Below are 24,182 nucleotides of genomic sequence, written 5' to 3' on the forward strand. Positions count from 1 at the left end.
GGTTCTGCGCGCCCAATTCGTTCAAGTACCTGAATAGGCGTGGGGCGAAATGACGCGCATTTCCGATTCTATCCAATTTTCGACCTCTTGCATCAGACTGTCGGCAGTGTGGTTTTCCGGCGATATCGGCTTGCCGATCGAGACGGTGATGAGGCCCGGCCGCTTGATGAACGAGTTCTTGGGCCAGCACTCACCTGAATTATGCGCGATCGGCACGACCATCGCACGAGTTTCTATCGCGAGGCGCGTACCGCCGCTTTTGTACTGTCCTTTCTGGCCGACGGGGATGCGCGTCCCTTCGGGGAACATGATGATCGACTGGCCGTCGGCGAGGCGCGCCTTGCCGATCTTGACGACGTGGGCAAAGGCGCGCTTGCCCTTGCTGCGGTCGATCGGGATCATGCGCAGCAGCGCCATGCCCCAGCCGAAGAAGGGGATGTAGAGGATCTCCTTCTTGAAGACGTAGACGAGCGGGCGCTTCATGTTGGGCAGCATGAAGATGGTCTCCCATGCCGACTGGTGCTTCGACAGCAGGATCGCCGGTTGGTCCGGCAGGTTCTCGTAGCCTTTCACCTGGTAGCGGATGCCGCAGATGACGCGCGCGCACCAGATGATGAAGACGTTCCAGCGCGAGGTGACCCAGAAGCGCGTCTTGTACGGGAACGGCGCCGCGAGGAAGCAGACGCACGCCCACACGACGGTGGCGACGATCATGACGATCGTGAACAACAGGGAACGCAGGAACAGGGCGGCGGTACGCAAAGGCGTGGTCTCCAGGTCTGGGGTGGCGGTGGTAACGATCATGCGTTTGCAGGCGCGGACGTGGTTTTGAGGAAGGCATCGACCATGGCGGCGAGGTCGGGGAAGACCTGCGTGCCGGGCGGCAGGCCGCCCGTCTCCAGGGTCTTCTCGCCCTTGCCGGTCAGGACCAGGTAGGGCACGCAGCCGCTGATGAAGCCGGCCTGCAGGTCGCGCAGCGAATCGCCGACGGTCGGCACGCCTTTCAGGCTGAGTTTGAAGCGCTTGCTGATCTCCTCGAACATCCCGTTCTTCGGCTTGCGGCAGTCGCAGTGGTCGATGGCCGCGTGCGGGCAGAAGAAGATCGCGTCGATGTCCGCGCCGACCAGCTGGGCGCTCGCGTGCATCTTCTGGTGGATCGCGTTCAGGGTCGCGATGTCGAACAGTTCGCGCGCGATGCCCGACTGGTTCGATGCGATGACGACACGGTAGCCGGCCTGGTTCAGGCGCGCGATCGCTTCGAGCGACCCCGGGATCGGGATCCACTCGGCGGGCGACTTGATGAACTCGGGGGAGTCATGGTTGATGACCCCGTCCCGGTCGAGGATGATCAGCTTCATTGCGCTTACGCCGCCAGTTTCGAGATGTCGGCCACGCGGTTCATCATGCGGTGCAGGATGGACAGCAGGGCCAGGCGGTTGTTGCGCAGGGCGACATCGTCGGCCATCACCATCACGTCGTTGAAGAACGCATCGACGTCGTCGCGCAGTTGCGCGAGCGTCTTCAGGGTGCCCGTGAAGTCGCCGCGCTCGAACGCCGCATCGACGTCAGGCTGCACGCGCAGCACGCTTGCATACAGCGTCTTCTCCGCGGCATCCTGCAGCAGGGCCGGATCGACGTTTCCTGCCTGGGCCAGCGCCTCTTCGTTCTTCTTGAGGATGTTCGAGATGCGCTTGTTGGCGGCAGCCAGCGACGCGCTTTCCGGCAGTGCGGCGAAGGCCTGCACGGCTTCCAGGCGCTGCACGACGTCGTCCACGCGGTCCGGGTTCTGCGCCAGCACGGCTTCCACCTCGTTCGGCGCGAAGCCGCGGTCGCGCAGCAGGCCGCGCAGGCGGTCCAGCATGAAGGCCGTGACTTCCGCCGTCGGGTCCTTGAACGTCGGCATGTAGTCGAACACGCCGGCGGCATCCGTCAAGAGGTCGGACAGCGCGAGCGGCAGGCGCTTCTCGACCAGCATGCGCATCACGCCCAGCGCGTGGCGGCGCAGCGCGAACGGGTCTTTCTCGCCGGTCGGCTGCAGGCCGATCGACCAGATGCCGACGAGGGTTTCCAGTTTGTCGGCCAGCGCGACGGCCAGGCCGGTGTTCGTCGTCGGCAGCGCGTCGCCCGAGAAGCGCGGCTGGTAATGCTCGGACGCGGCCAGTGCCACTTCCTCGTGCTCGCCGTCGTTGCGGGCGTAATACGTGCCCATGATGCCTTGCAGTTCGGGGAACTCGCCGACCATGTCGGTCAGCAGGTCGGCCTTCGCCAGCTGCGCGCCGCGTTCGGCCAGCAGCACGTCGTAGCCGAGGCGGCGGGCAATGGCGCCGGCCAGGCGCGTGACGCGCTGCGTGCGCTCGGCCTGCGTGCCCAGCTTGTTGTGGTAGACGACGTTCGCCAGCAGCGGCAGGCGCGATTCCAGCGACTTCTTCTTGTCCTGCTCGAAGAAGAATTTTGCATCCGACAGGCGCGGGCGCACTACGCGCTCGTTGCCGCCGATGATGGCGGACGGGTCGTCGGTCGCGAGGTTCGAGACGATCAGGAAGCGCGAGCGCAGCTTGCCGTTCGTATCCGTCAGCGCGAAGTACTTCTGGTTCGTCTGCATCGTCAGGATCAGGCATTCCTGCGGTACGGACAAGAACACGTCTTCGAACTGGCATTCGTAGACGACGGGCCATTCGACCAGCGCCGCCACTTCATCCAGCAGGGATTCCGGCATCAGCACCTGGTCGCCGCCGGCCTTGGCCAGCAGCTGGGTGCGGATCGATTCCTTGCGTTCCTCGGCATTGGCGACGACCTTGCCGAAGACCTTGAGCAGTTCGTTGTAGGCGTCCGCATGGCCGATATCGAAGGCGTGGCCGTTCGACAGGAAGCGGTGGCCGAGCGTGCTGCGGCCGGCCTTGAGGCCCAGCAGTGACAGCGGCACGATGGTCTCGCCGTGCAGCGCCAGCAGCGTGTGCACGGGGCGCACGAACTGCACGGTGGCGCCGTCCGGACGCTGGTAGCTCATCACCTTCGGGATCGGCAGCTTGGCGACCGTCTCTTCCAGCACCGGCTGCAGGCCCTCGGCCAGGCCCACGCCCGGCGCGGTGTACGTGTAGAAGAAGCTCTCGGCCTTGCCGTCCTGGGCGCGTTCGAGGTCGCTGACTTTGAGGTCGGGGAAGCCGAGGGCGGCCAGTTTCTTGGCCAGCGGCGCAGTCGGGTTGCCGTCCTTGTCGAGGGCGACGGTCACCGGCAGGATCTTCTCGCGGATGGTCTTGTCGGCCGACGTGGCGCGCACGTTGGTGATCGAGACGGCCAGGCGGCGCGGCGTGGCGTAGGTGGTGACGACGCTGTCGGCGTCCAGGAAATCACGGGCCTTCAGGCCGTTCGCGATACCGTTGGCGAAAGCGGCGCCCAGTTTCACGAGCGCCTTCGGTGGCAGCTCTTCGGTCTGCAGTTCGACGAGTAATGTCTGATTCATGGTGATGTGATTTCTGTTCTCAGGCCGCTTGTTCAACCTTGGGGAGCATCGGGAAGCCCAGCTTCTCGCGCGAGTCGTAATAGGCCTGGGCGACGAGGCGCGACAGGGTGCGCACGCGGCCGATGTAGGCGGCGCGCTCGGTGACGGAGATCGCGCCGCGCGCATCCAGCAGGTTGAAGCTGTGCGAGGCCTTCATGATCTGCTCGTACGCGGGCAGCGTGAGCGCCAGTTCGATCAGGCGCTTGGCTTCGCTCTCGTGGTTATTGAAGGCCTGGAACAGCAGGTCCGTGTTCGAGTGTTCGAAGTTGTAGGTCGACTGCTCGACTTCGTTCTGGTGGAAGACGTCGCCGTACGACAGCGATTTTTTCTCGCCGTTCTCTTCCCACTCGGTCCACACGAGGTCGTACACGTTCTCGACGCCCTGCAGGTACATCGCCAGGCGCTCGATGCCGTACGTGATCTCGCCCAGCACCGGCTTGCAATCGAGGCCGCCGACCTGCTGGAAGTACGTGAACTGGGTAACTTCCATGCCGTTCAGCCAGACTTCCCAGCCGAGGCCCCAGGCGCCGAGGGTCGGGCTTTCCCAGTCGTCCTCGACGAAGCGCACGTCGTTCTTTTTCAGGTCCAGGCCCAGCGCTTCCAGGGAACCCAGGTACAGGTCCAGGATGTTTTCCGGCGCCGGCTTCAGCACGACCTGGTACTGGTAATAGTGCTGCAGGCGGTTCGGGTTCTCGCCGTAGCGGCCATCCTTCGGGCGGCGCGACGGCTGCACGTAGGCGGCGCGCCACGGTTCCGGTCCGATCGCGCGCAGGAAGGTGCCAGTGTGGAAGGTGCCCGCGCCGACTTCCATGTCGTACGGCTGGAGCAGGGCGCAACCCTGCTTGTCCCAGTAGGTTTGCAAGGTCAGAATGATTTGTTGGAATGTGAGCATCTTGTTGGCTTCGCGCGCACGGGGCGCGAACACGGTGAGTTTGCTAAAACACCAATTCTAGCGGGTTTTACGGAATGGCTTGAGGAATCGCTCGCTATTTTAGCCGGTCGTCCGCCGTTGCCGTCCGGCGAGCCAGGCGCCGGCCAGCAGCAAAGCGCCCAGCGCGAGGAACAGCAGGTTGCCGAAGCGGATGTACGGCGTGCTGCCGGCCATGCCCTGCACCGTCGCCGCCAGCGTACCCTGGCTGTAGAACGGCAGCAACGCGGCGACATTGCCGCGGCCGTCGATGACGGCGGTGGCGCCGTTGTTCGTGGCGCGCAGCATCGGGCGGCCCGTCTCGAGACTGCGCATGCGCGAGATCTGCAGGTGCTGCGGAATGGCGGTCGACTCGCCGTACCATGCCAGGTTCGACACGTTCAGCAGCACGGTGGCCGGCTGCGCCTGCGACCGCAGGTTCTTCGCGATTTCTTCGCCGAACACGTCTTCGTAGCAGACGTTGGGCAGCACCAGCTGGTCCTTGACGGCGAACGGCGCCTGCACGTCCGGGCCGCGCGTGAAATCGCCCAGCGGGATCTGCATCAGGTCCGTGAACCAGCGGAAGCCCGTCGGGATGAATTCGCCGAACGGCACCAGGTGGTTCTTGTCGTAGCGGTAGGACTGCCCCTGCGGGCCGATGCCCGCCACGCTGTTCGCGTACACGGTCATGCTGTCGGCCAGCGGGATCCCGAACAGGAACGCGCTGCCGGTCTTTGCCGCATAGTCGCGGAAGGTCTGCAGGTACTCGGGCGGGAGCTGGTTCGGGAACACGGGGATCGCCGTCTCCGGCGCCGCGATCAGGTCGGCCGGCGCGGCCGTCATCATGTCGCGGTAGCGCGCGAGGATCATGCCCAGGTGCTCGGCGCTGAATTTTTCGTCCTGGCGGATGTTCCCCTGCACGAGACGCACGCTGAGCGGCTTGCCGGCAGGTGCGGTCCACGCGACGTGCTTCAGGCCCCAGCCGGCCAGCAGCAGCGCGGCGAACAGGCCCATGGCGGGCAGCCGGCGGCGCTGGGTCAGCATCACGAGGCACGCCGAGCACACCGCGACCAGCACGCCGATGCCGTACACGCCGAGGATCGGCGCGAAGCCGGCGAGGGGCGCCGTCACGTGCGCATAGCCGGACGCCGCCCAGGGAAAACCGGTAAAGACCCAGCCGCGCATCCATTCGGAGACGCCCCAGCAGGCGGGGAACACGAGCAGCAGGAACGCGGGGACGGGCAGCGACCAGCGCTTGCGCAGCCACGACGACACGCCCGCCGCGAACGCGCCGAACAGGCCCATGTAAAGGCCCAGCAGGGCGATGGCGATGGCGGACAGCGGCGCGGCGAGGCCGCCGAAGCGGTTCAGCGCAATATACAGCCAGTGCATGCCGGCCACGGACCAGCCGAAGCCGAATGCCCAGCCGAGGAACACGGCCCGCTTTACGGAACTGCCCATGCCGACCTGGTAGAACAAATAGGCGAGCGACAGGAATTGGACAGGCCACCAGCCGAACGGTTCGAACGAGAACAGGCTCAGGGCGCCGGCCAGCGCCGCGACGGCGAGGCCGGTAACGCTCGGCCGCGTGCCGCGCAGCGCGGGATCGGGCGCCACGGCGGGCTTGCGGCGGCGCCGCAGGTTCAGGCTGGATTCAATCAATGCTGGGGGCCCCGCGTCAATCGTGTTCGTCGTCGACGGCCGGGAGTTTTTCCACCAGCAGCACGTGGATCTGGCGCGCATCGGCGCGCAGCACTTCGAAGCGCAGGTTCTCGAGGTCGAACACCTCGCCCTTGTGCGGCATGCGGCCGAGGTGGCTGGCCACGAGGCCGCCGATGGTGTCGACGTCGTCCTCGGGCAGGTCGACGCCGATCTCTTCGTTGAACTGCTCGATCTCCGTCAGCGCCTTCACGCGCCAGCGCGAGCCGTGCTGGCCTTCCTTGATGGAGAGGATGTTGTCTTCTTCCTCGTCGAAGTCGTACTCGTCCTCGATGTCGCCGACGATCTGTTCCAGCACGTCCTCGATGGTGATCAGGCCGGCCACGCCGCTGTATTCGTCGACGACGATCGCCATGTGGTTGTGGTTCGCGCGGAAGTCGCGCAGCAGCACGTTCAGGCGTTTCGATTCCGGGATGAAGATCGCCGGGCGCAGCATGTCGCGCACGTCGAACGATTCTTCCGCGTAGTAGCGCAGCAGGTCCTTGGCGAGCAGGATGCCGACCACCTTGTCGCGCTCGCCCTCGATGGCGGGGAAGCGCGAGTGCGCCGTTTCCAGCACGATGGGCAGCCATTCCTCGATCGGCTTGGTGATGTCGATCACGTCCATCTGGGAGCGCGGAATCATGATGTCGCGCACCGACAGGTCGGACACCTGGAACACGCCCTCGATCATGGAGAGCGCGTCGGCGTCGATGAGGTTGCGTTCGTGGGCGTCGTGCAGAACTTCGAGCAGTTCGGCGCGGTTTTCGGGCTCGGGGGAAATCAGTGCGGTCAACCGTTCGAACAGCGACCGGTGGGTTTTAACGTCCGAACGGACGTCAGCAGGGTGCTCGGGCATAGTTGGCGTGAAGCCGTTGTTGCGATGGGCCATAGGATACACCAAAAGCCGGAATGCCTGATTTTTATGCAGACATCCACGTTCGAGCAGCCGTGCGCCATTGCTGTTAGGCTTCGCCCTATAGTTGCTCATTCGCTAAGGAAAGGAATCGCCATGCCCGCCTTGAACGTCAACGGCACCACCACCAACCTCGATGTCCCCGACGACATGCCCCTGCTGTGGGCCCTGCGCGACGTGATGGGGCTCACCGGCACGAAGTTCGGCTGCGGCGTCGCCCTGTGCGGCGCCTGCACCGTGCACCTGGACGGCCAGGCCATCCGCTCGTGCGTGACCCCCGTGTCGGCCGCGGCCGGCAAGAAGATCACGACCATCGAGGCGATCGGCAACGACCCGGTCGGGGCGAAGGTGCAGGACGCGTGGCGCAAGATCGACGTCGTCCAGTGCGGGTATTGCCAGTCGGGCCAGATCATGTCCGCCACCGCGCTGCTGCACGCGACACCGAAGCCGGGCGACGCCGACATCGACAACGCCATGGCCGGCAATATCTGCCGCTGCGGCACCTATAACCGCATTCGCAAGGCGATCAAGATCGCATCGTCGTGAGGGGAGCCTCGCAAACCTACTGCGCGTTGCATTTCGGCCGGGCCGCGTAGGCCTGCGATGCTCGCTGTACCTCAGTACAGCTGCGCTTCTCGGCCCGAACTGCCGCCGCTCGCTACGGTTTTCGAGGCCCCCGAAGCGCCCGGGTATGAAAAGAGGATTTTATATGGACGAAATGACTAAAACCTCCGTCTCGAACAAACGCCGCCAGTTGCTGAAAGCGGGCGGCGTGGCCGGTGGCGGCCTGCTGTTCGGCTTCTCGCTGTTCGGCTGTACGAAACAGGGCGACGCGCCGGCCAACGACCGCAAGGAACCGCCGTCCGAGAAGGCCGTCGGCCAGGCGTCGACCGCGATGACGAACGAGCAGCCGGGCCTCGCGCACGACGCGTTCATCCGCATCGACCGCGAAGGCATCGTGACCCTCATCATCCACAAGGTCGAGATGGGGCAGGGCACGTTCACCTCGCTGCCGCAGCTGCTGGCCGAGGAACTGGGTGCCGATCTGTCGAAAGTGAAGCTGGAGCAGGCGCCCGCGAACAATTCGCTGTACGCGGACGCTCTTTTGGGCGGCCAGGTGACGGGCGGCTCGACCTCGATCCGCGCGACCTACAAACCGCTGCGCGAAGCGGGTGCCAAAGTCCGCACGGTGCTCGTGCAGGCCGCCGCGAAGAACTGGAACGTCGAGCCGGGCGACCTGAAAGTCGTGGGCGGGACGATCCGCCACGAGGCGTCGAACCGGCAGGTGCACTTCGGCGAAGTCGCGGAAGCCGCGTCGAAGCTGACGTTCCCGGCCGAGGTCAAGCTGAAGGATCCGGCCCAGTTCACGCTGGTCGGCAAGCCGATCAAGCGCCTCGATTCGCCCGCGAAGGTGAACGGTTCCGCGCAGTTCGGCATCGACGCGCGCCTGCCCAACATGGGGATCGCGGCCGTGGCGGCGTCGCCCGTCCTGGGCGGCAAGGTCGCCGCCGTCGACGAGCAGAAGGCCATGGCCGTGAAAGGCGTGCGCCAGGTGTTGCGCATCGAAGGGGCGGTGGCCGTCGTGGCCGACCACTTCTGGGCCGCGAAACAGGGCCTCCTTGCGGCGGCGCCGCGCTTCGACGACGGTCCGAACGCCAACGTCAGCACGGCCGGCATCGTCGCGGACATGATGAAGGTGTCGCAGAACACGGGCGCCATCGCCGCCGACAAGGGCGATGCCCTGAAGGCGCTGGACTCCGGGCCGGGGCGGCGCATCGACGTCATCTACGAAGTCCCGTTCCTCGCGCACGCGACGATGGAACCGATGAACTGCACGGTCGACCTGAAAACCGACGGCTGCGACATCTGGGTCGGCACGCAGGTCCCGGCGCTGGCGCAGGGCGCGGCCGCGAAGATCACGGGCCTGCCGCTCGAGAAGGTCCGCGTCCATAACCACTACATCGGCGGCGGCTTCGGGCGCCGGCTGGAAGTCGACAACGTGATCCAGGCCGTGGAATTCGCCAAGCTGGCCAAGGGGCCGCTGAAGATCGTCTGGACCCGCGAGGAAGACATCCAGCACGACATGTACCGCCCCTATTACGTCGACCGCATGTCGGCGCGTATCGACGACAAGGGCATGCCCGTGGCGTGGTTCCACCGCGTGACCGGGTCGTCGATCATGGCGCGCTTCGCGCCGCCGATGGTCAAGAACGGCGTCGACCCGGATGCGGTGGAAGCGGCGGCCGACATCCAGTATTCGATCCCGGCGATCCGCGTCGAATACGTGCGGCACGAGCCGCCGGGCCTCGCGACCGCGTTCTGGCGCGGGGTCGGCCCCACGCACAACGTGTTCGTCGTCGAGAGCTTCATCGACGAGCTGGCGTACGCGAGCAAGACGGACCCCGTCGCGTTCCGCCGTGCGCTGCTGCAGAAATCGCCGCGCACGCTGGCCGTGCTGAACCTGGCGGCCGAGAAGGCCGGCTGGGGCAAACCGCTGAAACCGATCGCGGGCCGCAAGCTGGGACGGGGCGTGTCGACGCAGTTCGCGTTCGGCAGCTACATGGCGCAGGTGGCGGAAGTGTCCGTCGGGCCGGACGGCGACGTGCGCGTGCACCGCGTCGTGTGCGCGGTCGACTGCGGCCAGAACGTCAATCCCGACACCATCGTCGCGCAGATGGAGGGCGGCATCGTGTTCGGCGCCAGCGCGGCGCTGTGGGACGAGGTGACGGTCGAGAAGGGGCGGGTGCAGCAGTCGAACTTCTCCGACTACCGCGTGATGCGCATGCCGGAATCGCCGGCGGTGGAAGTCTATATCGTGAACAGCCACGACGATCCGGGCGGGATCGGCGAACCGGGGACCGCGGGGATCGCGCCGGCGCTGGCGAATGCGGTGTTTGCGGCGACCGGGAAGCGGGTGAGAAAGTTGCCGATTGCGGAACAGCTCAAGAAGGCCTGAACGTTCCGCGACCTAAAACAACGTCGTCCCCGCGCAGGCGGGGATCCAAGTTTGCCGGCAGATCGTGCAGATTGGGTTCCCGCCTTCGCGGGAACGACGATGATTAGTTCTCCGCGTAAGGATCCGGATACCCGAGCGCTTCCATGATGTCGCGCTCGAGCTGTTCCATCTCCTCGGCTTCCTCGTCCGTCTCGTGGTCGAAGCCCTGCGCGTGCAGCACCCCGTGCACGACGAGGTGCGCGGCGTGTTCCTCGACCGTCTTCTTCTGCTCGTCCGCTTCGCGCTGCAGCACGTCCGTGCACAGGACGATGTCGGCCTGCGTCGGCTCGTCGTCGGCGATTTCCGCGCCCTCGTTGTACGCGAAGGTGAGCACGTTGGTGGCGTAGTCCTTGCCGCGGTATTCGCGGTTCAGGGTCTGGCCTTCCTCGGCGTCGACGAAGCGGATCGCCAGCTCGGCCGGGCCGAGGAGGGCGCCGCGCACCCAGCGCTCCACCAGTTCGGGCGTGATATCCGCTTCGAGGCGGGTGTCGGGGTACTGGACGTCCAGTTCGAGGTTATGCTTTTTTTCTTGCATGGCGGGTAGCGGCTGGTTTGGTCAAAGTGCCCGGGAGTGCGCCGAGTTCCTGCATCGACGCGGCCTTCTCGTAGGCGTCGACGATGCGGGCCACCATCGGGTGGCGCACGACGTCGGCGCTGGAGAACTGGGTAAACGCGATGCCGCGCACGTCCTTCAAGACGTGCATGGCGTCGACGAGGCCGCTGCGCTGCGTCTTGTGCAGGTCGACCTGGGTGACGTCGCCCGTGACGACGGCCTTGCTGCCGAAGCCGATGCGGGTCAGGAACATCTTCATCTGTTCGGCCGTCGTGTTCTGGGCCTCATCGAGGATCACGAACGCGTGATTCAGGGTGCGGCCGCGCATGAACGCGAGCGGCGCGATCTCGATCACCTGTTTCTCGAACAGCTTCTGCGTGCGGTCGAAGCCGAGCAGGTCGTACAGCGCGTCGTACAGCGGGCGCAGGTACGGGTCGACCTTCTGCGCGAAGTCGCCCGGGAGGAAGCCCAGGCGCTCGCCCGCTTCCACTGCCGGACGCGTCAGGATGATGCGCTTGACGGCGTCGCGTTCGAGGGCGTCGACGGCGCAGGCGACGGCGAGATAGGTCTTGCCGGTGCCGGCCGGGCCGATGCCGAAGCTGATGTCGTGCTCGAGCACGGCCTTCAGGTACTGGATCTGGTGCGGCGTGCGGCCGCGCAGGTCGTGGCGCCGCGTCTTGAGCATCGGGCTGACCAGTTCCTCGTCGTCGACCTCGTCGGCTTCCTCCGTGACGGAGGCGCCGGGTTCCTTCGGGGGCGGCGCTTCGGCCTCCGCGGACATGGGCTTCAGCCCGGCGCGCTGTTCGACCAGCGCCAGCTGCACCTCCTCGATCGGCACGACCTTGTCGGCCACCGCGTAGAAGCGTTCGAGCAGCTCGACGGCGCGTTCGGCATTGGTCCCGCTGACGATGAATTTCTCGCCGCGCCGGAAAATGGTCACGTCGAGGGCGGCCGAGATCTGGCGCAGGTTTTCGTCGAGCGGGCCGCATAGGTGGGCGAGCCGCGTGTTATCGAGCGGCTCGGGGAAGAAGTACGAAGGCTGGGTAGGCGTTTTCAACTGGCTTTGGCAATCGTATCAATGCGGGCGACCAGGTCGCCGCGCAGGGTGTAATCCAGGCTGTCGGTGATGCGCACGTCGACCAGCTGGCCGATGAGCGCATCGCTGTCGTCGCCCGGGAAGAAGTTGACGACGCGGTTGTTCTCGGACCGCCCCTGGAGTTCTCCGCCGCCTTTTTTGGACGGGCCCTCCACCAGGATGCGCTGCACGGTGCCGACCATGCTTGCGCTGGTCTTGCGGGTGTTGGCGTCGATCTGCGCCTGCAGGCGTTGCAGGCGCGCGAGCTTGACCTCGTGCGGGGTGTCGTCCGCCAGGTTGGCGGCCGGGGTGCCGGGGCGCTTGCTGAAGATGAAGGAAAAGCTGTTGTCGAAGCCGACATCTTCGACGAGCTTCATCATCGCTTCGAAATCGGCGTCCGTCTCGCCCGGGAAGCCGACGATGAAGTCGGACGAGATCGAGATGTCGGGCCGCACCGCCTTGATGCGGCGGATGATCGATTTGTATTCCAGGCCCGTGTAGCCGCGCTTCATCGCCTGCAGGATGCGGTCGGAGCCGTGCTGCACGGGCAGGTACAGGTGGTTGACCAGCTGCGGAATCTTCGCGTACGCGTCGATCAGGCGCTGGGTGAATTCCTTCGGATGGCTGGTGACGAAGCGCAGGCGCTCGATGCCGGGGATCTCGGCCACGTATTCCAGCAGCAGCGCAAAATCGGCGATTTCGCCCGACTCCATCGCGCCGCGGTAGGCGTTCACGTTCTGCCCCAGCAGCATGATTTCCTTGACGCCCTGCGCGGCCAGGCCGGCGACTTCCGTCAGCACGTCCTCGAAGCGGCGCGAGACTTCCTCGCCGCGGGTGTACGGCACCACGCAGTAGCTGCAGTATTTGCTGCAGCCTTCCATGATCGACACGTAGGCGACCGGACCCTCGACCTTGGCCGGGGGCAGGTGGTCGAACTTTTCGATCTCCGGGAAGCTGATGTCGACCTGGGCCGCGCCCGTGTGGCGGCGCAGCTGGATCATCTGCGGCAGGCGGTGCAAGGTCTGCGGGCCGAACACCATGTCCACGTGCGGCGCGCGCTTGACGATGGCTTCGCCTTCCTGCGACGCCACGCAGCCGCCCACGCCGATGATCAGGTCGGGCTTGGCGCGCTTGAGTTCCTTCAGTCGGCCGAGGTCGGAAAACACCTTTTCCTGCGCTTTTTCGCGCACGGAGCAGGTGTTGAACAGGATCACGTCGGCATCGTCCGGCGTGTCGGTACGTACGAGCCCATCGGACGCGCCCAGCACGTCCGCCATCTTGTCCGAGTCGTACTCGTTCATTTGGCAACCGAAGGTCTTGATGAATACTTTTTTCTGCATGGAATGCTTCTAAGTGCTGATGCTTTGACAAGTGGAATGCAGTTTACCGTAAATCGGAAACACGCCGAAAAAGCGGTGCGTGGGGCCGTGCGCGTCGACATTCGGTGCTGCGCGGAATTCAAGTTTTTCCGATGGCAATATTTCTACAGTCGGTTACATTGTTAAATCTTGAATTTTTCTTTCTAGCTGTTATCTTTAAAGTTGCCGATTCGACTTGAATTAGTTTCTTCTTGTAAATCAAGGAGATCGTGTAGCTCGGCAATTGCAAAATTAGTCCAAAAAAACACTTGCGTGCGCCACAATTTGTCACCATGTGCTGAAATGACTATGTGACAAGCTTTCCACAGGTTAGCTTGATTTCGGCCAATGAATTTCGTGCTCAGGTCGAGTGTGAACCCGACATATGAGTTTGATAATTTGTCCGAAAGACAAGTGCATGTGGGAAGCGGGGAGTGCAAAAACCGCAGCGGCGACGGCAGTTCGGTCGCGGCGCCCGGACAGGGTTCCAACGCTGCATTCGTTTTTCGCTTCCCGCCAAGGGAGCGCACGCGGTCCGGAGATGCGCCGGCCGATATGTCAGGTGGATGCCTGGTCAGTCGGTCTCGCAATCCGGGAACTTATGTTGATGAAACTTAGTCATTAAACACGGTTCGTAAGAGAACTATTTTAACCATTTACGAGGTCATCATGGCACATCACGCTTTGTCATCACAGGAAAGCTACAACCCGAACCATCTGCTGGACATTCTGCTGGGCAAGATGCAGCTGAAGAACGACGCTGCGCTGTCGCGCATGCTGGAAGTCGCTCCGCCGGTGATCAGCAAGATCCGTCACCACCGCCTGCCGGTCGGCGCCTCGCTGCTGATCCGCATGCACGAAGTGACCGGCATGAGCATCCGCGACCTGCGTGACCTGATGGGCGATCGCCGCACCAAATATCGCCTGTCGGATGCCCAGGGCCGCCCGAAGCCTGAGGAAAAAGCTGCACAGCAAGCTGCTCTGCAGGCTGCGCAACAGCAACAAGCTCAGTCGCAAGCTCAGCAAGGCCAGCCAGCGCAATCGAACGACGCATCGTCTTCGACAAAGCCGTCGGGCAACTATGCGCACTGATGCCGCAGGCATGACAGCCGGTCCTGTCATGCCTTCGGACAGACCCGGCAGCGAAGCAACCCTTCGCTGCCGTCACGATCGATCATCCTGGGCTTGATCGGCCCTTTTCAAGCCATCAGGATGGTCGACATTTCGCCGAACTGCAGTTCCGTTTCGCGGAACAGGTGCAGATAGGCTTCTTCATTCAATCCCATCGCATCCCAGGCCACGCTCGATACGCGCGGCACCAGTTCCTCGTCGTCGCCGGCCAGGTCGAGTGCGTGCACGATGGCGTTGGCCACGTGCACGATCGTTGCCAGGAACCCCGCGCCGTGGATGTCGGGCGCGTGGTGGTAGGCGATCGCCTGGCGCATGGTGCTCGAGAAATTCCAGTGGTCGGCCAGCGCGACCCCCGCGTCGACGTGGTCGATACCGAGGACCGCCTGTTCGGCGTCCTGCCAGTCGCCGCCGTGTTGCGCGTGCCAGGCCACGACCTGGGCATAGGCGTCCGGATGACCGGTCACCAGGACGAGCCGGCCGATGTCATGCAGCAGACCGGCCGTGAAGGCGATGTCCTGGTTGAAACGCATCCGGCGCGCCAACGCACGGGCGCACGCGGCCGTGGCGATCGAATGGCGCCAGAACGCCTTGTCGTGGAAGCCCTCGCAGCGTCCGCTCGGGAAGCAACCCGTGATGGCGGCCGCCGTGATCAGGTTGCGCGTCGTCTGGAAGCCGAGGAACGTGATGGCTTGCTGGATCGTCGTGACCTTCACTTGCAGGCCATACGTCGAGGAATTGGCTAGGCGCAACGTTTTTGCCGTCAAGGCCTGGTCGTACGACACTTTTTTTGCCAGCACCGAGATGTCGATGTCTTCCTGCTCTATGCTGCTGAGCAATTCCATGACGACGGCGGGCAGCGACGGCAAGTCTTGCACGCCGGCGGCCAGTTGTTCGGGTGTCAGGCGGTTCATGGGTTCACCTCGCGCTGCAGGCGGTAGTCTTCCACGTAGCGCCGCAGGATCCCGGTGGCCCAGTCGCCGAGGTCGTCGCGGTCGTGCTTGCGGAAGATGTGATCGAGCCGTGCCTGGACCGCTTCCGGATCGATGGGCGGCGGTTCGGGTGTCGCCTGGAGGATCGGCAACATGTCGATGCCATGCCGTCCCAGCGACGCCAGCATGGATTCGGTCAGCACAATGCCCTGTGCCAGTAACACATTGCCTTTCCCGTCGCGCACGACGTCGGACAACACCATGCCCGGTCGGGTCTCGGCCAGCGGCGTCAGGTGGAAAGGCCCGCTCATGCTTCCCTCATTTAATTTAATTTTTACAATGGATTGAATATTACCATCCGGTAAGGAGGGTGTGAGCGCCCGCGGGCCCCGGTGTTGTACGCCGGTGTCTTAATGCTTATCTAATTCGGGCGCCGTACCATGCCTGGATGACCAGAAAACGCTACATTGTTTTATTAAGAGGCGTAAATGTCGGGCGGGCGAAACGCATCGCCATGGCCGACCTGCGCAAGCTGATCGCGGATCTCGGCTACGAGCACGTGCGAAGTCTCCTCAACAGTGGCAACGTCGTGTTCACCGGTCCCGCCAAGCCCCACGACACGGTCGCGGCCGAAATCGAGGAAGCGCTCGTGCTCAAGCTCGGTGTCGCATCCCGCACCGTCGTGCTCAGTTGCGACGACCTCGATGCGATCATTGCTTCCAATCCCTTGCTCGACCAGGCAACGGACCATTCCCGCCTGCTGACGTTCATTCTCGCCGGACCCCATTCGCGCGAGGCAGTCGAAACGCTGTGCGGCCAGGACTGGCGGCCGGGGGCGATGGCGCTGGGCGAGCGCGCGGCCTATGTCTGGTGCCCGGAGGGCATTCTCGACAGCCCGGTCGTGGCCGCACTGGGCAAGAAACTGGGCGATGCGACGACAACGCGCAATTGGGCGACGTTGAGCAAACTCCATACGCTGTGCCAGGAATTGCCGGCCTGAGCTGCAAACCAAGAAAAACGGCGCCTTGCGGCGCCGTCGATCAACATTTCCGCGTCATGCGGAAAAGTCTTTCTTTTCCTTATTTGAATTTCTCGCTGCTGTCACGGCTGGCCCGGTAACCGATCAGGATCAGGCCGACCAGCATCATGGCAAACACTTCCGGTTCCGGAAGTTCGGACATCGAAGGGGAAGGCGGCGCCACCACTTCGTTGTGATTTACCGTCGACAGATCGGTCACGCCCCGCATGCGCAGCACGGCGTGACTGTTGTCGAGGTCAATGGCGGCAGCCTGGACGGCGCCACCCATCAAGAGACTGAGCGTTGCGGCAAGTGCGTATCGTTTCACGGTCATTCCTTATCCATGCATCGTCTGACTGTGGGGTACGTAACCCGCATGACCGTTGGCGGCGTCATGCGGATGATCCCAGCATAGCAAAAATGCGCCATGCATTGCGTCCGTTACGTGCCGTTAAAGCACGATAAACAGATGGCAAAATTAATCATTTTTAAATAAAACAAATGCAATCAATTAATCGATTGGCTATTGATAAAACGCTAAATACGAGACAACTTATTGCGATTTATTTATTGAATGTATGGGATGGACAATGAAATCCGATGTCAATTTGATCAGCCGTGTTGCGATTCAAAATTTTTTCACCGCACGGTATACACGTCGCTTTTCTTTGCGAGTATAGTCTCCATATCCCCATTGCCTTCGGGCATCAAAACAATATCAAACGCACACGTTTGAATACCCCGCGGTCCCCGCACCGCCGCCTTTCGCGTCCATTCGGCACTCCGGAAGGCACGTAATAACACATGCCGTATCACGCACCTTCGACCTTGTAAGAGTACCGATATGCCCAATTTTGCTCGACTTCAAATTGCTTTTAAGAATGTTTATGTCCGGATTCTGACCGCCGTACTGCTCGGCGTGCTGACGGGCTGGGCAATCTACAAGGCCGATATCCCGCAAGATCCGTCGCCGGTCGTCTACTCGCAGAATATCTCCGAGATCACCCAGCTGGCCGCCCAGAAGGATCGTCTCGACTACCTGCTCGTCGCGAAGCCGCTGTCGGATTCGCCGCGCTATATCTATAAGTACAAGGATGCGCCGCAGCTGCACGTGGTGAAGGTGCCGAGCACGTCGCACCTGTCGCTGGAGCGCGAAGTGCTGCTGAAGAACGCGATCCCGTACTCCATTGCCAAGGATGAATACCTGGCGTCGCACAAGGCCGTCCTGCAGGACGAAGGCGAAGGCGTCGGCGCCGACATCCTCGACTTCCTGAAGCGTCACGCGCTCGACATCACCGTGCTGCTGGTGATCCTGTACGCCATGAAATTCGGTATCCCGGGCATGGGCATGAGCAGCCAGATGATCACGCCGGACAAGCTGAAGGGCAGCCTGGACGACCTGATCGGCATGGAAGACATCAAGCAGGAAGTGCTGCACCTGGAAGACATGATCCGCAACCGCGAGTTGTACAAAGAGCACAACATCGACAAGCCGTTCAACGTCATGCTGACGGGGCCTGCCGGTACCGGTAAAACCAAGCTGGTGGGCTACCTGGCCAAGCGCCTCGACATCCCGCTGATCCAGGCGTCCGGCTCGGCGCTGGAATCCGGCTACGTCGGCGGCGGTTCGAAGGCGCTGAACGCCCTGTACCGCAAGGCGTCGGGCAAGGGCCGCTGCATCATCTTCCTGGATGAAGCGCAAAGCCTGTTCATGCCGCGCGGCCGCAGCGAAAAGAAATGGGAAGACGACACCGCCAACACCCTGCTGGGCCTGCTGGACGGCGTCAAGAGCGACAAGGGCCAGGGCGTGATCTGGGTCGTCGCATCGAACTTCGACGATGCGTCGACGGACATGGACGAAGCCATGCTGCGCCGCTTCTCCGTGAAGATCAATTTCCGCCTGCCGAACAAGGGCGAGCGCAAGGAACTCCTGCGCAGCTTCCTGTCGCGCAAGAAAGAAGGTCTCGTGGACTGGAACGACCTCGACCTGGACCAGGTCGCGGAAATCACCCAGAACCTGAGCCCGGCGCTGCTGGAGACCGTGGTCGAGCGCGCGTCGATGATTTCGATCCAGGAAAAGGCGATCATCAATACCGATTTGCTGTTCCGTGCCTACGAGCGTGCCACGATCGGCCTGACCGACCGTGCCACGACGGCCGAGAAGCTCAAGCAGCGCGAGCGCATCGCCGTGCACGAACTGGGCCACTTCTTCATGCAGATCGACCCGTTCCTGCGCGCCGGCATGAGCCTGAGCGAGGTCAAGGAAAAGTCGCATCTGCTGAAGATCAGCACGGAAGCGGTGTCCAAGATCGGTGCGCTGGGTTATGTGCTGCAGTCCGGTGAGGACATGTCGCTGCGCACGCTGGAAGAACTGGAGCGCGACGTGATCGGCCTGTACGGCGGCGTCGCGGCGGAGGAATTGTTCTACGGCGCACGCGGTATCTCGGTGGGTAGCCAGAACGACATCGAAAAGATCACGAAGATGCTGAGCCTGATGGTTGGCCGCCTGTCGATGTATTCGCGCGCCAAGATCGACTACAGCCAGCTGCAGAACGACGCGTCGGGTGAGCACACGCTGCGCCAGGTCGAGGAGAAATCGGACGAGCTCTATAACTACACGCTGAATTCGATCCGCGACTACGAAGAGGTGATCGTGTCGATCAAGGACACGCTGCTGGACCAGTACGTGCTGTCGAAGGATGCCGTGTTCGCCCTGCTGGAAGAGCACCAGGACGCGCTGATGGCCGGCCTGAACGCGCCGCGTCACGCCAGCCTCAAGCTGTGCGCCGAAGAGGCAGCAGTGGCCTGAAAAGTTTTGGTGGTAGGGCACCTCGAAAAACCGTCGCGAGCGGCAGCAGATTTTGTTGAGAAGCGCAGCGGTACGAGAGTACAGCGAGCATCGCAGACGGAATCTGCAACGCGTGGCAGGTTTTTCGACGTGCCCGGTTGTTTGATGGTCTTGAGGTGATACTCAAGTTAATGCGGCGGACAGCGATGTCCGCCGTTTTTTTTTATTCGGGCTTTTGCACGACGCGGATCTTGCCGCTGCCTCCACCGCCGCAATAAAAACGGTCGATGCCGTCGGACTCGAGACCGGATACCAGCACGCCGGGCGGCATGTCGACGGTTTGCAGCACGTCGCCCGTGCGCGGATCGACCCGGCGCAGATCGCTCTGTTCGTTTTCCCAGGTCGCGTGCCACAGCTCGCCGTTCAGCCACGTCACCCCCGTGACGAAGCGCTTCGATTCGATCGTGTGCAGGATCGCGCCGGTCTCCGGATCGAGGCGGTGGATCTTGCGCGCGCGGTGCTGGCCGATCCACAGCGAGCCTTCGGCCCACGTAAGGCCCGCGCCGCCGCCTTCCGGCGTCGGGATGCTCGACAGGACCGTGCCTGTAGCCGGGTCGATCTTCTGGATGCGGCTGTCCGCGATCTGGTACAGGTAGCGGCCGTCGAAGGCCGTGCCTGCATGCGCCTGGACGGCCAGTGAGCGGCGCAGTTCGCCGCTGGCCGGATCGACGGCATTCACGTGGTCGCCGGACGCGAACCACAGTTGCTTGCCGTCGAAGGAGACGCCGTGCACGCCGGGCTTGTTGTCGTAGGGTCCGTATTCGCGGACGATGTGGGCGGTTGTCGTTTTCATACGGTCATTCTAGGGAACGCCGAGTGCGGCCGGGAGTAACAAAGTTGTCGCGAAACCGGGCAGCGGCAGCATCGACCAGCGGCGCGCGCGGCCCTGGCCGAACGCCTGGATCTTGCCGCTTCCCGCCAGCGCTTCCAGCGAACGCTGGATGGTGCGCTGGCTCGTGCCCAGTGCCAGCGCGAGCGCGGAACTGGACCACGCCTCGCCGTCCGCCAGCAGGGCCAGCACGGACGCGTGGTCGTCGTCGCCGGGCCGGACGAGCACGGCGACGTCGTGGCCATCGTGCGGCACCAGTTGAAAACCGCGCGGCGTGGCGCGCACGCCGGCGACGCCGCGCAGTAACGTCCGCAGCCGGCCCATCTCGACGCGCAGGCGGGTGCGGTGCGTCTCGTCCGGATGGCGGATGCGGAAGGCGGCCAGGATCAACGTGTCGCGCGCGGCATCCTGCGGCCAGGCCTCGGCCAGCGTGCCGACCAGCGCGAACAGGACCGGGCGCCGGGCCAGCGGGATCGCCGTGCCGAGGTGGTGCACGGCGTTCAAACAGCCGTCGACGACCAGTGCCGTGGACGACATCAGCCGCTCCACCTCGTCGAGCAGTACGTCGCGCGGGCCTTCCGGCGTGACGAGCCGCGCCGCCGGCGCATCGAGCAGGCGCGCGGCCCATTCGATCTCGGCGCCCAGCGCGGCGATGCCGGCGGCGCGCGCGTGGGCGTCCGCGCGGGCGAGCGCCGCGCGCGCCGCGTGGGCGCGCATGCGGCGCATCGCGATGCCGGCCGCGGTGAGCTCGTGCGCGGCACGCAGGGCGCGCGGCAGGCCGGCCGGGTCGAGCGCGGCCAGACGCTGCTCGGCGTCAATGAGGCGGCCCGTCAGCAGCAGGCGGCGGATCTCCAGGTAGCGGGCATGCGCGGCGTTGGCGTGGTCGCCATGCGCGTCCAGCGTGCGCTGCGCGTCGGCGAGCAGCGCCGTGCAGGCATCGAGGTCGCGCACGGCGAGCGCGATCTCGGCCTCGGCGAGCAGGCAGCGGGCGCGCGCCACGGCTTCGTTCGTGCCGAAACCGCGGGCGGCGCGGCGCACCAGCTGGCGGGCGCGCGCGAGATCGCCCAGCTGCGCCATCGCGATGCCGCGCAATGCGAGCGCGGGCGCGTCGTCACGCAGGGCGACGCGGGAGAGGGCGCCGAGCGGGTCGCCGTGTGCCAGCGCCAGGGCCGCCGCCGTGATCATCGAGTCCATTGGAATCGCGCCAAATTTGTCACTCTCGCAGGGTGGTAGGTCGTCCCTAATATAGCACCGCACCTTCAACCAACAGGAGAAAGCGATGAGCACTCATCAAGCGGGAACCCGGGACGAATGGCTGGCCGCACGGCTGCGGCTGTGGGAAGCGGAGCGCGAGCTCACGCACCGCAGCGACGAGCTGGCGCGCCAGCGGCAAGCGTTACCCTGGGTCCGCATCGACAAGGATTACCGCTTCGAGACCGAAGCGGGCAACGTGGCGCTGGCCGACCTGTTCCAGGGCCGGTCGCAACTGCTCGTCTACCATTTCATGTTCGGGGTCGACTATACGGCGGGCTGCCCATCCTGCTCGGCGATCGCCGACGGCTTCAATGGCATCGCCACGCACCTGGCCAATCACGACGTGCTTTTGACGTCCGTGTCGCGTGCGCCGCAGGCGAAGCTGCAGGCCTACAGGAGGCGCATGGGATGGACGTTTCCGTGGGCGACATCGCTGCCGGGCGAGGCTGACTTCAACGCCGATTTCAACGTCTGGTTCTCGGAGACGCAGCAGCGCGAAGGCGGCATCGAGTACAACTACCGCCGCGAGCCGCCGCTGCCGCTGCCGCTGCGGGACGGCACCGGCCCCGCGGCGCTGCAGGCCGTATCGACCGGCACCGACCTCGCCACCTACACGCGCGAGCGTCCGGGCCTGAGCGCCTTCGTGCAGGAAGACGGCGTCGTGTACCACACGTATTCGACGTACGCGCGCGGCCTCGACGCGCTGTGGGGCATGTACCCATGGCTGGACCGGGCACCGAAAGGCCGCAACGAAAAAGGCGTCTGGTGGCGGCGGCACGACGAGTATCCCGTGTGATCATGGGACAGATCCCGATGCCCGGCCGGTGGAGCATGGCGGCGATGTGGTTGCCGGTGTGCGGCCAGTCGTGGTTCGGCGCCGCCGCCGGTTTCATCGGGATGTGGGCCGCGATGATGGTGCCGATGATGCTGCCGCTCGCCGTGGCGCCGTTGCTGAACTACCGCGCCACGCTGGCCGGGGAGGGAAGGGCGTTCCTGCTCACGGCGATCGCCGGCCTGGCCTGGGCCGTGACGTGGATGGCCTCTGGACTGCCCGTGTACCTGGCCGGTGCGGCCGTCGCGCGGGCGCTGCTGGCCATGCCCGCGCTGGCGCGCATGATGCCGGCGATGGCCGCGGTGGCCGGCGTGGTGGGCGCCGTCTGGCATCTGGCAGCGTGGCGCCGCCAGCCGGTGCATCCGGGGCCGCCCGGGCGGCCCGTCTGTGCCGCGGCGTTGCGGCACGGCGCGTGCCTGGGAGCGCATTGTGTCAGGCGGTGCTCGGGCCTGACTGTCGCGCTGCTGGCTGCCGGCATCATGGAGCGCAGCACGATGGTCTGCGCAGTCGTCCTCGTGGCCGCGGAATCAGTGCGCCTGCGCGAGCGCTAACCCATCCAGCACGTGTCGCGTCATGCTGCGCGCCAGTTCGTGTTCGCCGACGAGCACCGTGCCGCCCGTCTCTTCGCGCAGCAGGCGCGCCTCTTCCTCGTTGTGCGTGCGGACCACGCAGCGGATCTCGGGATTCAGCGCCTTGGCCGTTTCGACCATCGCGCGCACGTGGAAGGTGTCCGGCGTCGCGATCACGAGCATCGAAGCGCGCGCGATGTGGGCCTGGATCAGCACCGCCGGTTCCGCCGCGTTGCCCGCCACGGCCGGCTGGTCGCGCTTGCGCAGCTGGTCGACGATGTCGCGGTTCTGTTCCGCGACGACGTAGTGGATGCCTTCGCGGTCCAGCTCTTGCGCGATGCGCTTGCCCACGCGGCCGTAGCCGACCAGCACGACCTGGCCCGTCAGGCGCTCGTGCGTGACCGTCGTCGGCAGCTCGGCCAGCGGGTCGGGCGAGCGCGCCATCTTGCGCGCGTGGTCGGATTTCGCCAGCACCCAGTTCTGCAGCGGGCCGACCAGCTTGAACATCAGCGGGTTCACGGCGATCGAGATGATGGCGCCCGCGAGGATCAGGTTCTGGCCCATCTCCGGCAGCAGGCCGAGCGAGATGCCGAGGGCGGCCAGGATGAACGAGAATTCGCCGATCTGCGCGAGGCTCGCCGAGACCGTGATCGCCGTGTTGAGCGGATAGCGCAGCGCCAGCACGAGGAAGAACGCGGCGAGCGATTTGCCGACCAGGATGATGGCGACGACGCCCAGCACTTCCAGTGGGCTCTCCACGAGCACGCGCGGGTCGAACAGCATGCCGACGGAGACGAAGAACAGCACGGAGAATGCGTCGCGCAGCGGCAGCGTCTCTTCCGCCGCGCGGTGGCTCAGCTCCGATTCGCGCAGCACCATGCCGGCGAAGAAGGCGCCCAGCGCGAACGACACGCCGAACAGGTGCGACGACCCGTAGGCGATGCCGACGGCCGCCGCGATCACGGCCAGGGTAAACAGCTCGCGCGAGCCGGTCTTCGCCACGCGCCACAGGAACCACGGGAACAGCTTGCGGCCCACGAGCAGCATGAACGCGATGAAGGCGCCCACCTGCAGCAGCGTCTTGCCGAGCGAGAGCCACAATGAGCCGCCTTCGCCCTTGCCGCCCAGCGGCCCCGCGAGCGCGGGCAGCAGCACGAGCACGAGCACCGTCACGAGGTCTTCCACGACGAGCCAGCCGACCGCGATGCGGCCGTTGAAGGAATCGAGTTCACCCCGGTCTTCCAGCGCGCGCAGCAGTACCACGGTGCTCGCGACCGACAGCGCGAGGCCGAACACGAGGCCGGCCCCGAGATCCCAGCCCCACAGGTGCGTGAGGCCGATGCCGAGCAGGGTCGCCACCGAGATCTGCAGCACGGCGCCGGGCAGGGCGATGCCTTTCACTTCGAGCAGGTCGTCCAGCGAAAAATGCAGCCCGACCCCGAACATCAGCAGCATCACGCCGATCTCGGCCAGCTGCGACGCGAGATGCACGTCGGCGACGAAGCCGGGCGTGGCGGGGCCGATGATGACGCCGGCAGCCAGATACCCGACCAGGGCCGGCAGGCGCAAGCGCACGGCCAGCATGCCGAACAGCAGGCCGAGACCGAGGGCGGCGGCGATGGTAGTGATCAGGCTGATGTCGTGCTGCATCCGGACTCCTTATTCGGTAGGGTCGGCGGCCCGCCGCCCACGCGCATGCGTGCGCAATCGCGCCGTCCGCGTGGGCACGGTGTGCCCACCCTGCGCAGTATACGCGACACGACGAATGAAG

General features: G+C 64.8%; 21 protein-coding genes and 1 pseudogene. 7 read left to right on the forward strand and 15 right to left on the reverse strand.

All coding sequences use genetic code 11. The features are described 5' to 3' along the window. Positions 1-21: 21 nt before the first annotated feature. The 6 genes from ACEN98_RS05520 to ACEN98_RS05545 form a co-directional block, all read right to left on the reverse strand. Complete coding sequence (locus ACEN98_RS05520; RefSeq protein ID WP_413382286.1) at positions 22-804, reverse strand: lysophospholipid acyltransferase family protein; 783 nt, start codon at positions 802-804, stop codon at positions 22-24. After that, on the reverse strand, positions 801-1,358 hold the full coding sequence (gene gmhB, locus ACEN98_RS05525) for a D-glycero-beta-D-manno-heptose 1,7-bisphosphate 7-phosphatase (RefSeq protein ID WP_413382288.1): 558 nt from the start codon (positions 1,356-1,358) through the stop codon (positions 801-803). Before gmhB ends, ACEN98_RS05520 begins: the two co-directional genes overlap by 4 nt. A 5-nt stretch (positions 1,359-1,363) precedes the next feature. Next, a complete protein-coding gene (gene glyS, locus ACEN98_RS05530; protein WP_413382291.1) occupies positions 1,364-3,460 on the reverse strand; it encodes a glycine--tRNA ligase subunit beta in 2,097 nt (698 codons plus the stop codon). Between the two features lie 19 nt (positions 3,461-3,479). Then, positions 3,480-4,391, reverse strand: a complete 912-nt coding sequence (glyQ, locus tag ACEN98_RS05535) for a glycine--tRNA ligase subunit alpha (protein ID WP_413337406.1) — start codon at positions 4,389-4,391, stop codon at positions 3,480-3,482. A 99-nt stretch (positions 4,392-4,490) separates the two neighbouring features. Then, positions 4,491-6,068, reverse strand: coding sequence for an apolipoprotein N-acyltransferase (lnt, locus tag ACEN98_RS05540; RefSeq protein WP_413382294.1), 1,578 nt, complete (start codon positions 6,066-6,068; stop codon positions 4,491-4,493). 16 nt (positions 6,069-6,084) lie between these two features. Further along, positions 6,085-6,963: an HlyC/CorC family transporter gene (locus ACEN98_RS05545; RefSeq protein WP_259450082.1), complete on the reverse strand. Its 879-nt coding sequence runs from the start codon at positions 6,961-6,963 to the stop codon at positions 6,085-6,087. 153 nt (positions 6,964-7,116) lie between these two features. On the opposite strand from ACEN98_RS05545, the gene ACEN98_RS05550 reads away from it, so the two are divergent. Continuing rightward, positions 7,117-7,566, forward strand: coding sequence for a (2Fe-2S)-binding protein (locus ACEN98_RS05550; protein WP_413382297.1), 450 nt, complete (start codon positions 7,117-7,119; stop codon positions 7,564-7,566). Positions 7,567-7,729: 163 nt separating this feature from the next. Further along, on the forward strand, positions 7,730-9,976 hold the full coding sequence (locus ACEN98_RS05555; protein WP_413382300.1) for a molybdopterin cofactor-binding domain-containing protein: 2,247 nt from the start codon (positions 7,730-7,732) through the stop codon (positions 9,974-9,976). Between the two features lie 103 nt (positions 9,977-10,079). Here the strand turns inward: ACEN98_RS05555 and ybeY are convergent, their stop codons facing one another. The 3 genes from ybeY to miaB are packed head-to-tail and all read right to left on the reverse strand — an operon-like array spanning position 10,080 to position 12,983. After that, positions 10,080-10,550: an rRNA maturation RNase YbeY gene (gene ybeY, locus ACEN98_RS05560; protein ID WP_413382304.1), complete on the reverse strand. Its 471-nt coding sequence runs from the start codon at positions 10,548-10,550 to the stop codon at positions 10,080-10,082. Further along, positions 10,531-11,625: a PhoH family protein gene (locus ACEN98_RS05565; RefSeq protein WP_413382307.1), complete on the reverse strand. Its 1,095-nt coding sequence runs from the start codon at positions 11,623-11,625 to the stop codon at positions 10,531-10,533. Before ACEN98_RS05565 ends, ybeY begins: the two co-directional genes overlap by 20 nt. After that, complete coding sequence (miaB, locus tag ACEN98_RS05570; RefSeq protein WP_413382310.1) at positions 11,622-12,983, reverse strand: tRNA (N6-isopentenyl adenosine(37)-C2)-methylthiotransferase MiaB; 1,362 nt, start codon at positions 12,981-12,983, stop codon at positions 11,622-11,624. The genes ACEN98_RS05565 and miaB overlap by 4 nt, the downstream gene beginning before the upstream one ends. Positions 12,984-13,670: 687 nt before the next feature. Here miaB and ACEN98_RS05575 point away from each other — a divergent pair. Next, a pseudogene (locus ACEN98_RS05575) lies at positions 13,671-13,982 on the forward strand (hypothetical protein); the annotation flags it as partial. A 218-nt stretch (positions 13,983-14,200) separates the two neighbouring features. On the opposite strand, the gene ACEN98_RS05580 reads toward ACEN98_RS05575, so the two are convergent. Together ACEN98_RS05580 and ACEN98_RS05585 are read right to left on the reverse strand one after the other, a co-directional pair. Further along, positions 14,201-15,043, reverse strand: a complete 843-nt coding sequence (locus ACEN98_RS05580) for an HDOD domain-containing protein (protein WP_413382313.1) — start codon at positions 15,041-15,043, stop codon at positions 14,201-14,203. Further along, positions 15,040-15,372 carry a hypothetical protein gene (locus ACEN98_RS05585; RefSeq protein ID WP_413382316.1) on the reverse strand — a complete coding sequence of 111 codons (333 nt, stop codon included), beginning with the start codon at positions 15,370-15,372 and terminating at the stop codon, positions 15,040-15,042. Before ACEN98_RS05585 ends, ACEN98_RS05580 begins: the two co-directional genes overlap by 4 nt. Before the next feature lie 137 nt (positions 15,373-15,509). Here ACEN98_RS05585 and ACEN98_RS05590 point away from each other — a divergent pair, with 137 nt between their 5' ends. Beyond that, on the forward strand, positions 15,510-16,061 hold the full coding sequence (locus tag ACEN98_RS05590; protein ID WP_056130069.1) for a DUF1697 domain-containing protein: 552 nt from the start codon (positions 15,510-15,512) through the stop codon (positions 16,059-16,061). A gap of 79 nt (positions 16,062-16,140) precedes the next feature. On the opposite strand, the gene ACEN98_RS05595 is transcribed toward ACEN98_RS05590, so the two are convergent. Then, a complete protein-coding gene (locus ACEN98_RS05595; RefSeq protein WP_413337396.1) occupies positions 16,141-16,413 on the reverse strand; it encodes a hypothetical protein in 273 nt (90 codons plus the stop codon). Between the two features lie 510 nt (positions 16,414-16,923). Between ACEN98_RS05595 and ACEN98_RS05600 the strand changes: the two genes are divergently transcribed. Further along, positions 16,924-18,888, forward strand: coding sequence for an AAA family ATPase (locus ACEN98_RS05600; protein WP_413382319.1), 1,965 nt, complete (start codon positions 16,924-16,926; stop codon positions 18,886-18,888). A 202-nt stretch (positions 18,889-19,090) separates the two neighbouring features. Here the strand turns inward: ACEN98_RS05600 and ACEN98_RS05605 are convergent, their stop codons facing one another. Together ACEN98_RS05605 and ACEN98_RS05610 are read right to left on the reverse strand one after the other, a co-directional pair. Then, a complete protein-coding gene (locus tag ACEN98_RS05605) occupies positions 19,091-19,720 on the reverse strand; it encodes a glutaminyl-peptide cyclotransferase (protein WP_413382323.1) in 630 nt (209 codons plus the stop codon). 9 nt (positions 19,721-19,729) lie between these two features. Beyond that, positions 19,730-20,950, reverse strand: a complete 1,221-nt coding sequence (locus ACEN98_RS05610) for a helix-turn-helix domain-containing protein (protein WP_413382326.1) — start codon at positions 20,948-20,950, stop codon at positions 19,730-19,732. Positions 20,951-21,035: 85 nt separating this feature from the next. On the opposite strand from ACEN98_RS05610, the gene ACEN98_RS05615 reads away from it, so the two are divergent. Together ACEN98_RS05615 and ACEN98_RS05620 are read left to right on the forward strand one after the other, a co-directional pair. Then, positions 21,036-21,806, forward strand: a complete 771-nt coding sequence (locus tag ACEN98_RS05615) for a DUF899 domain-containing protein (protein WP_413382329.1) — start codon at positions 21,036-21,038, stop codon at positions 21,804-21,806. 2 nt (positions 21,807-21,808) lie between these two features. Beyond that, positions 21,809-22,393, forward strand: coding sequence for a DUF2182 domain-containing protein (locus ACEN98_RS05620; RefSeq protein WP_413382332.1), 585 nt, complete (start codon positions 21,809-21,811; stop codon positions 22,391-22,393). Here ACEN98_RS05620 and ybaL read toward each other — a convergent pair. Then, complete coding sequence (gene ybaL / locus ACEN98_RS05625) at positions 22,370-24,061, reverse strand: YbaL family putative K(+) efflux transporter (protein ID WP_413382335.1); 1,692 nt, start codon at positions 24,059-24,061, stop codon at positions 22,370-22,372. The two genes, ACEN98_RS05620 and ybaL, sit on opposite strands and share 24 nt — an antisense overlap. Positions 24,062-24,182 lie beyond the last annotated feature (121 nt).

The sequence above is a fragment of the Massilia sp. CT11-137 genome, from assembly GCF_047302885.1.
Classification (GTDB): Bacteria; Pseudomonadota; Gammaproteobacteria; order Burkholderiales; family Burkholderiaceae_D; genus Telluria; species Telluria orientalis.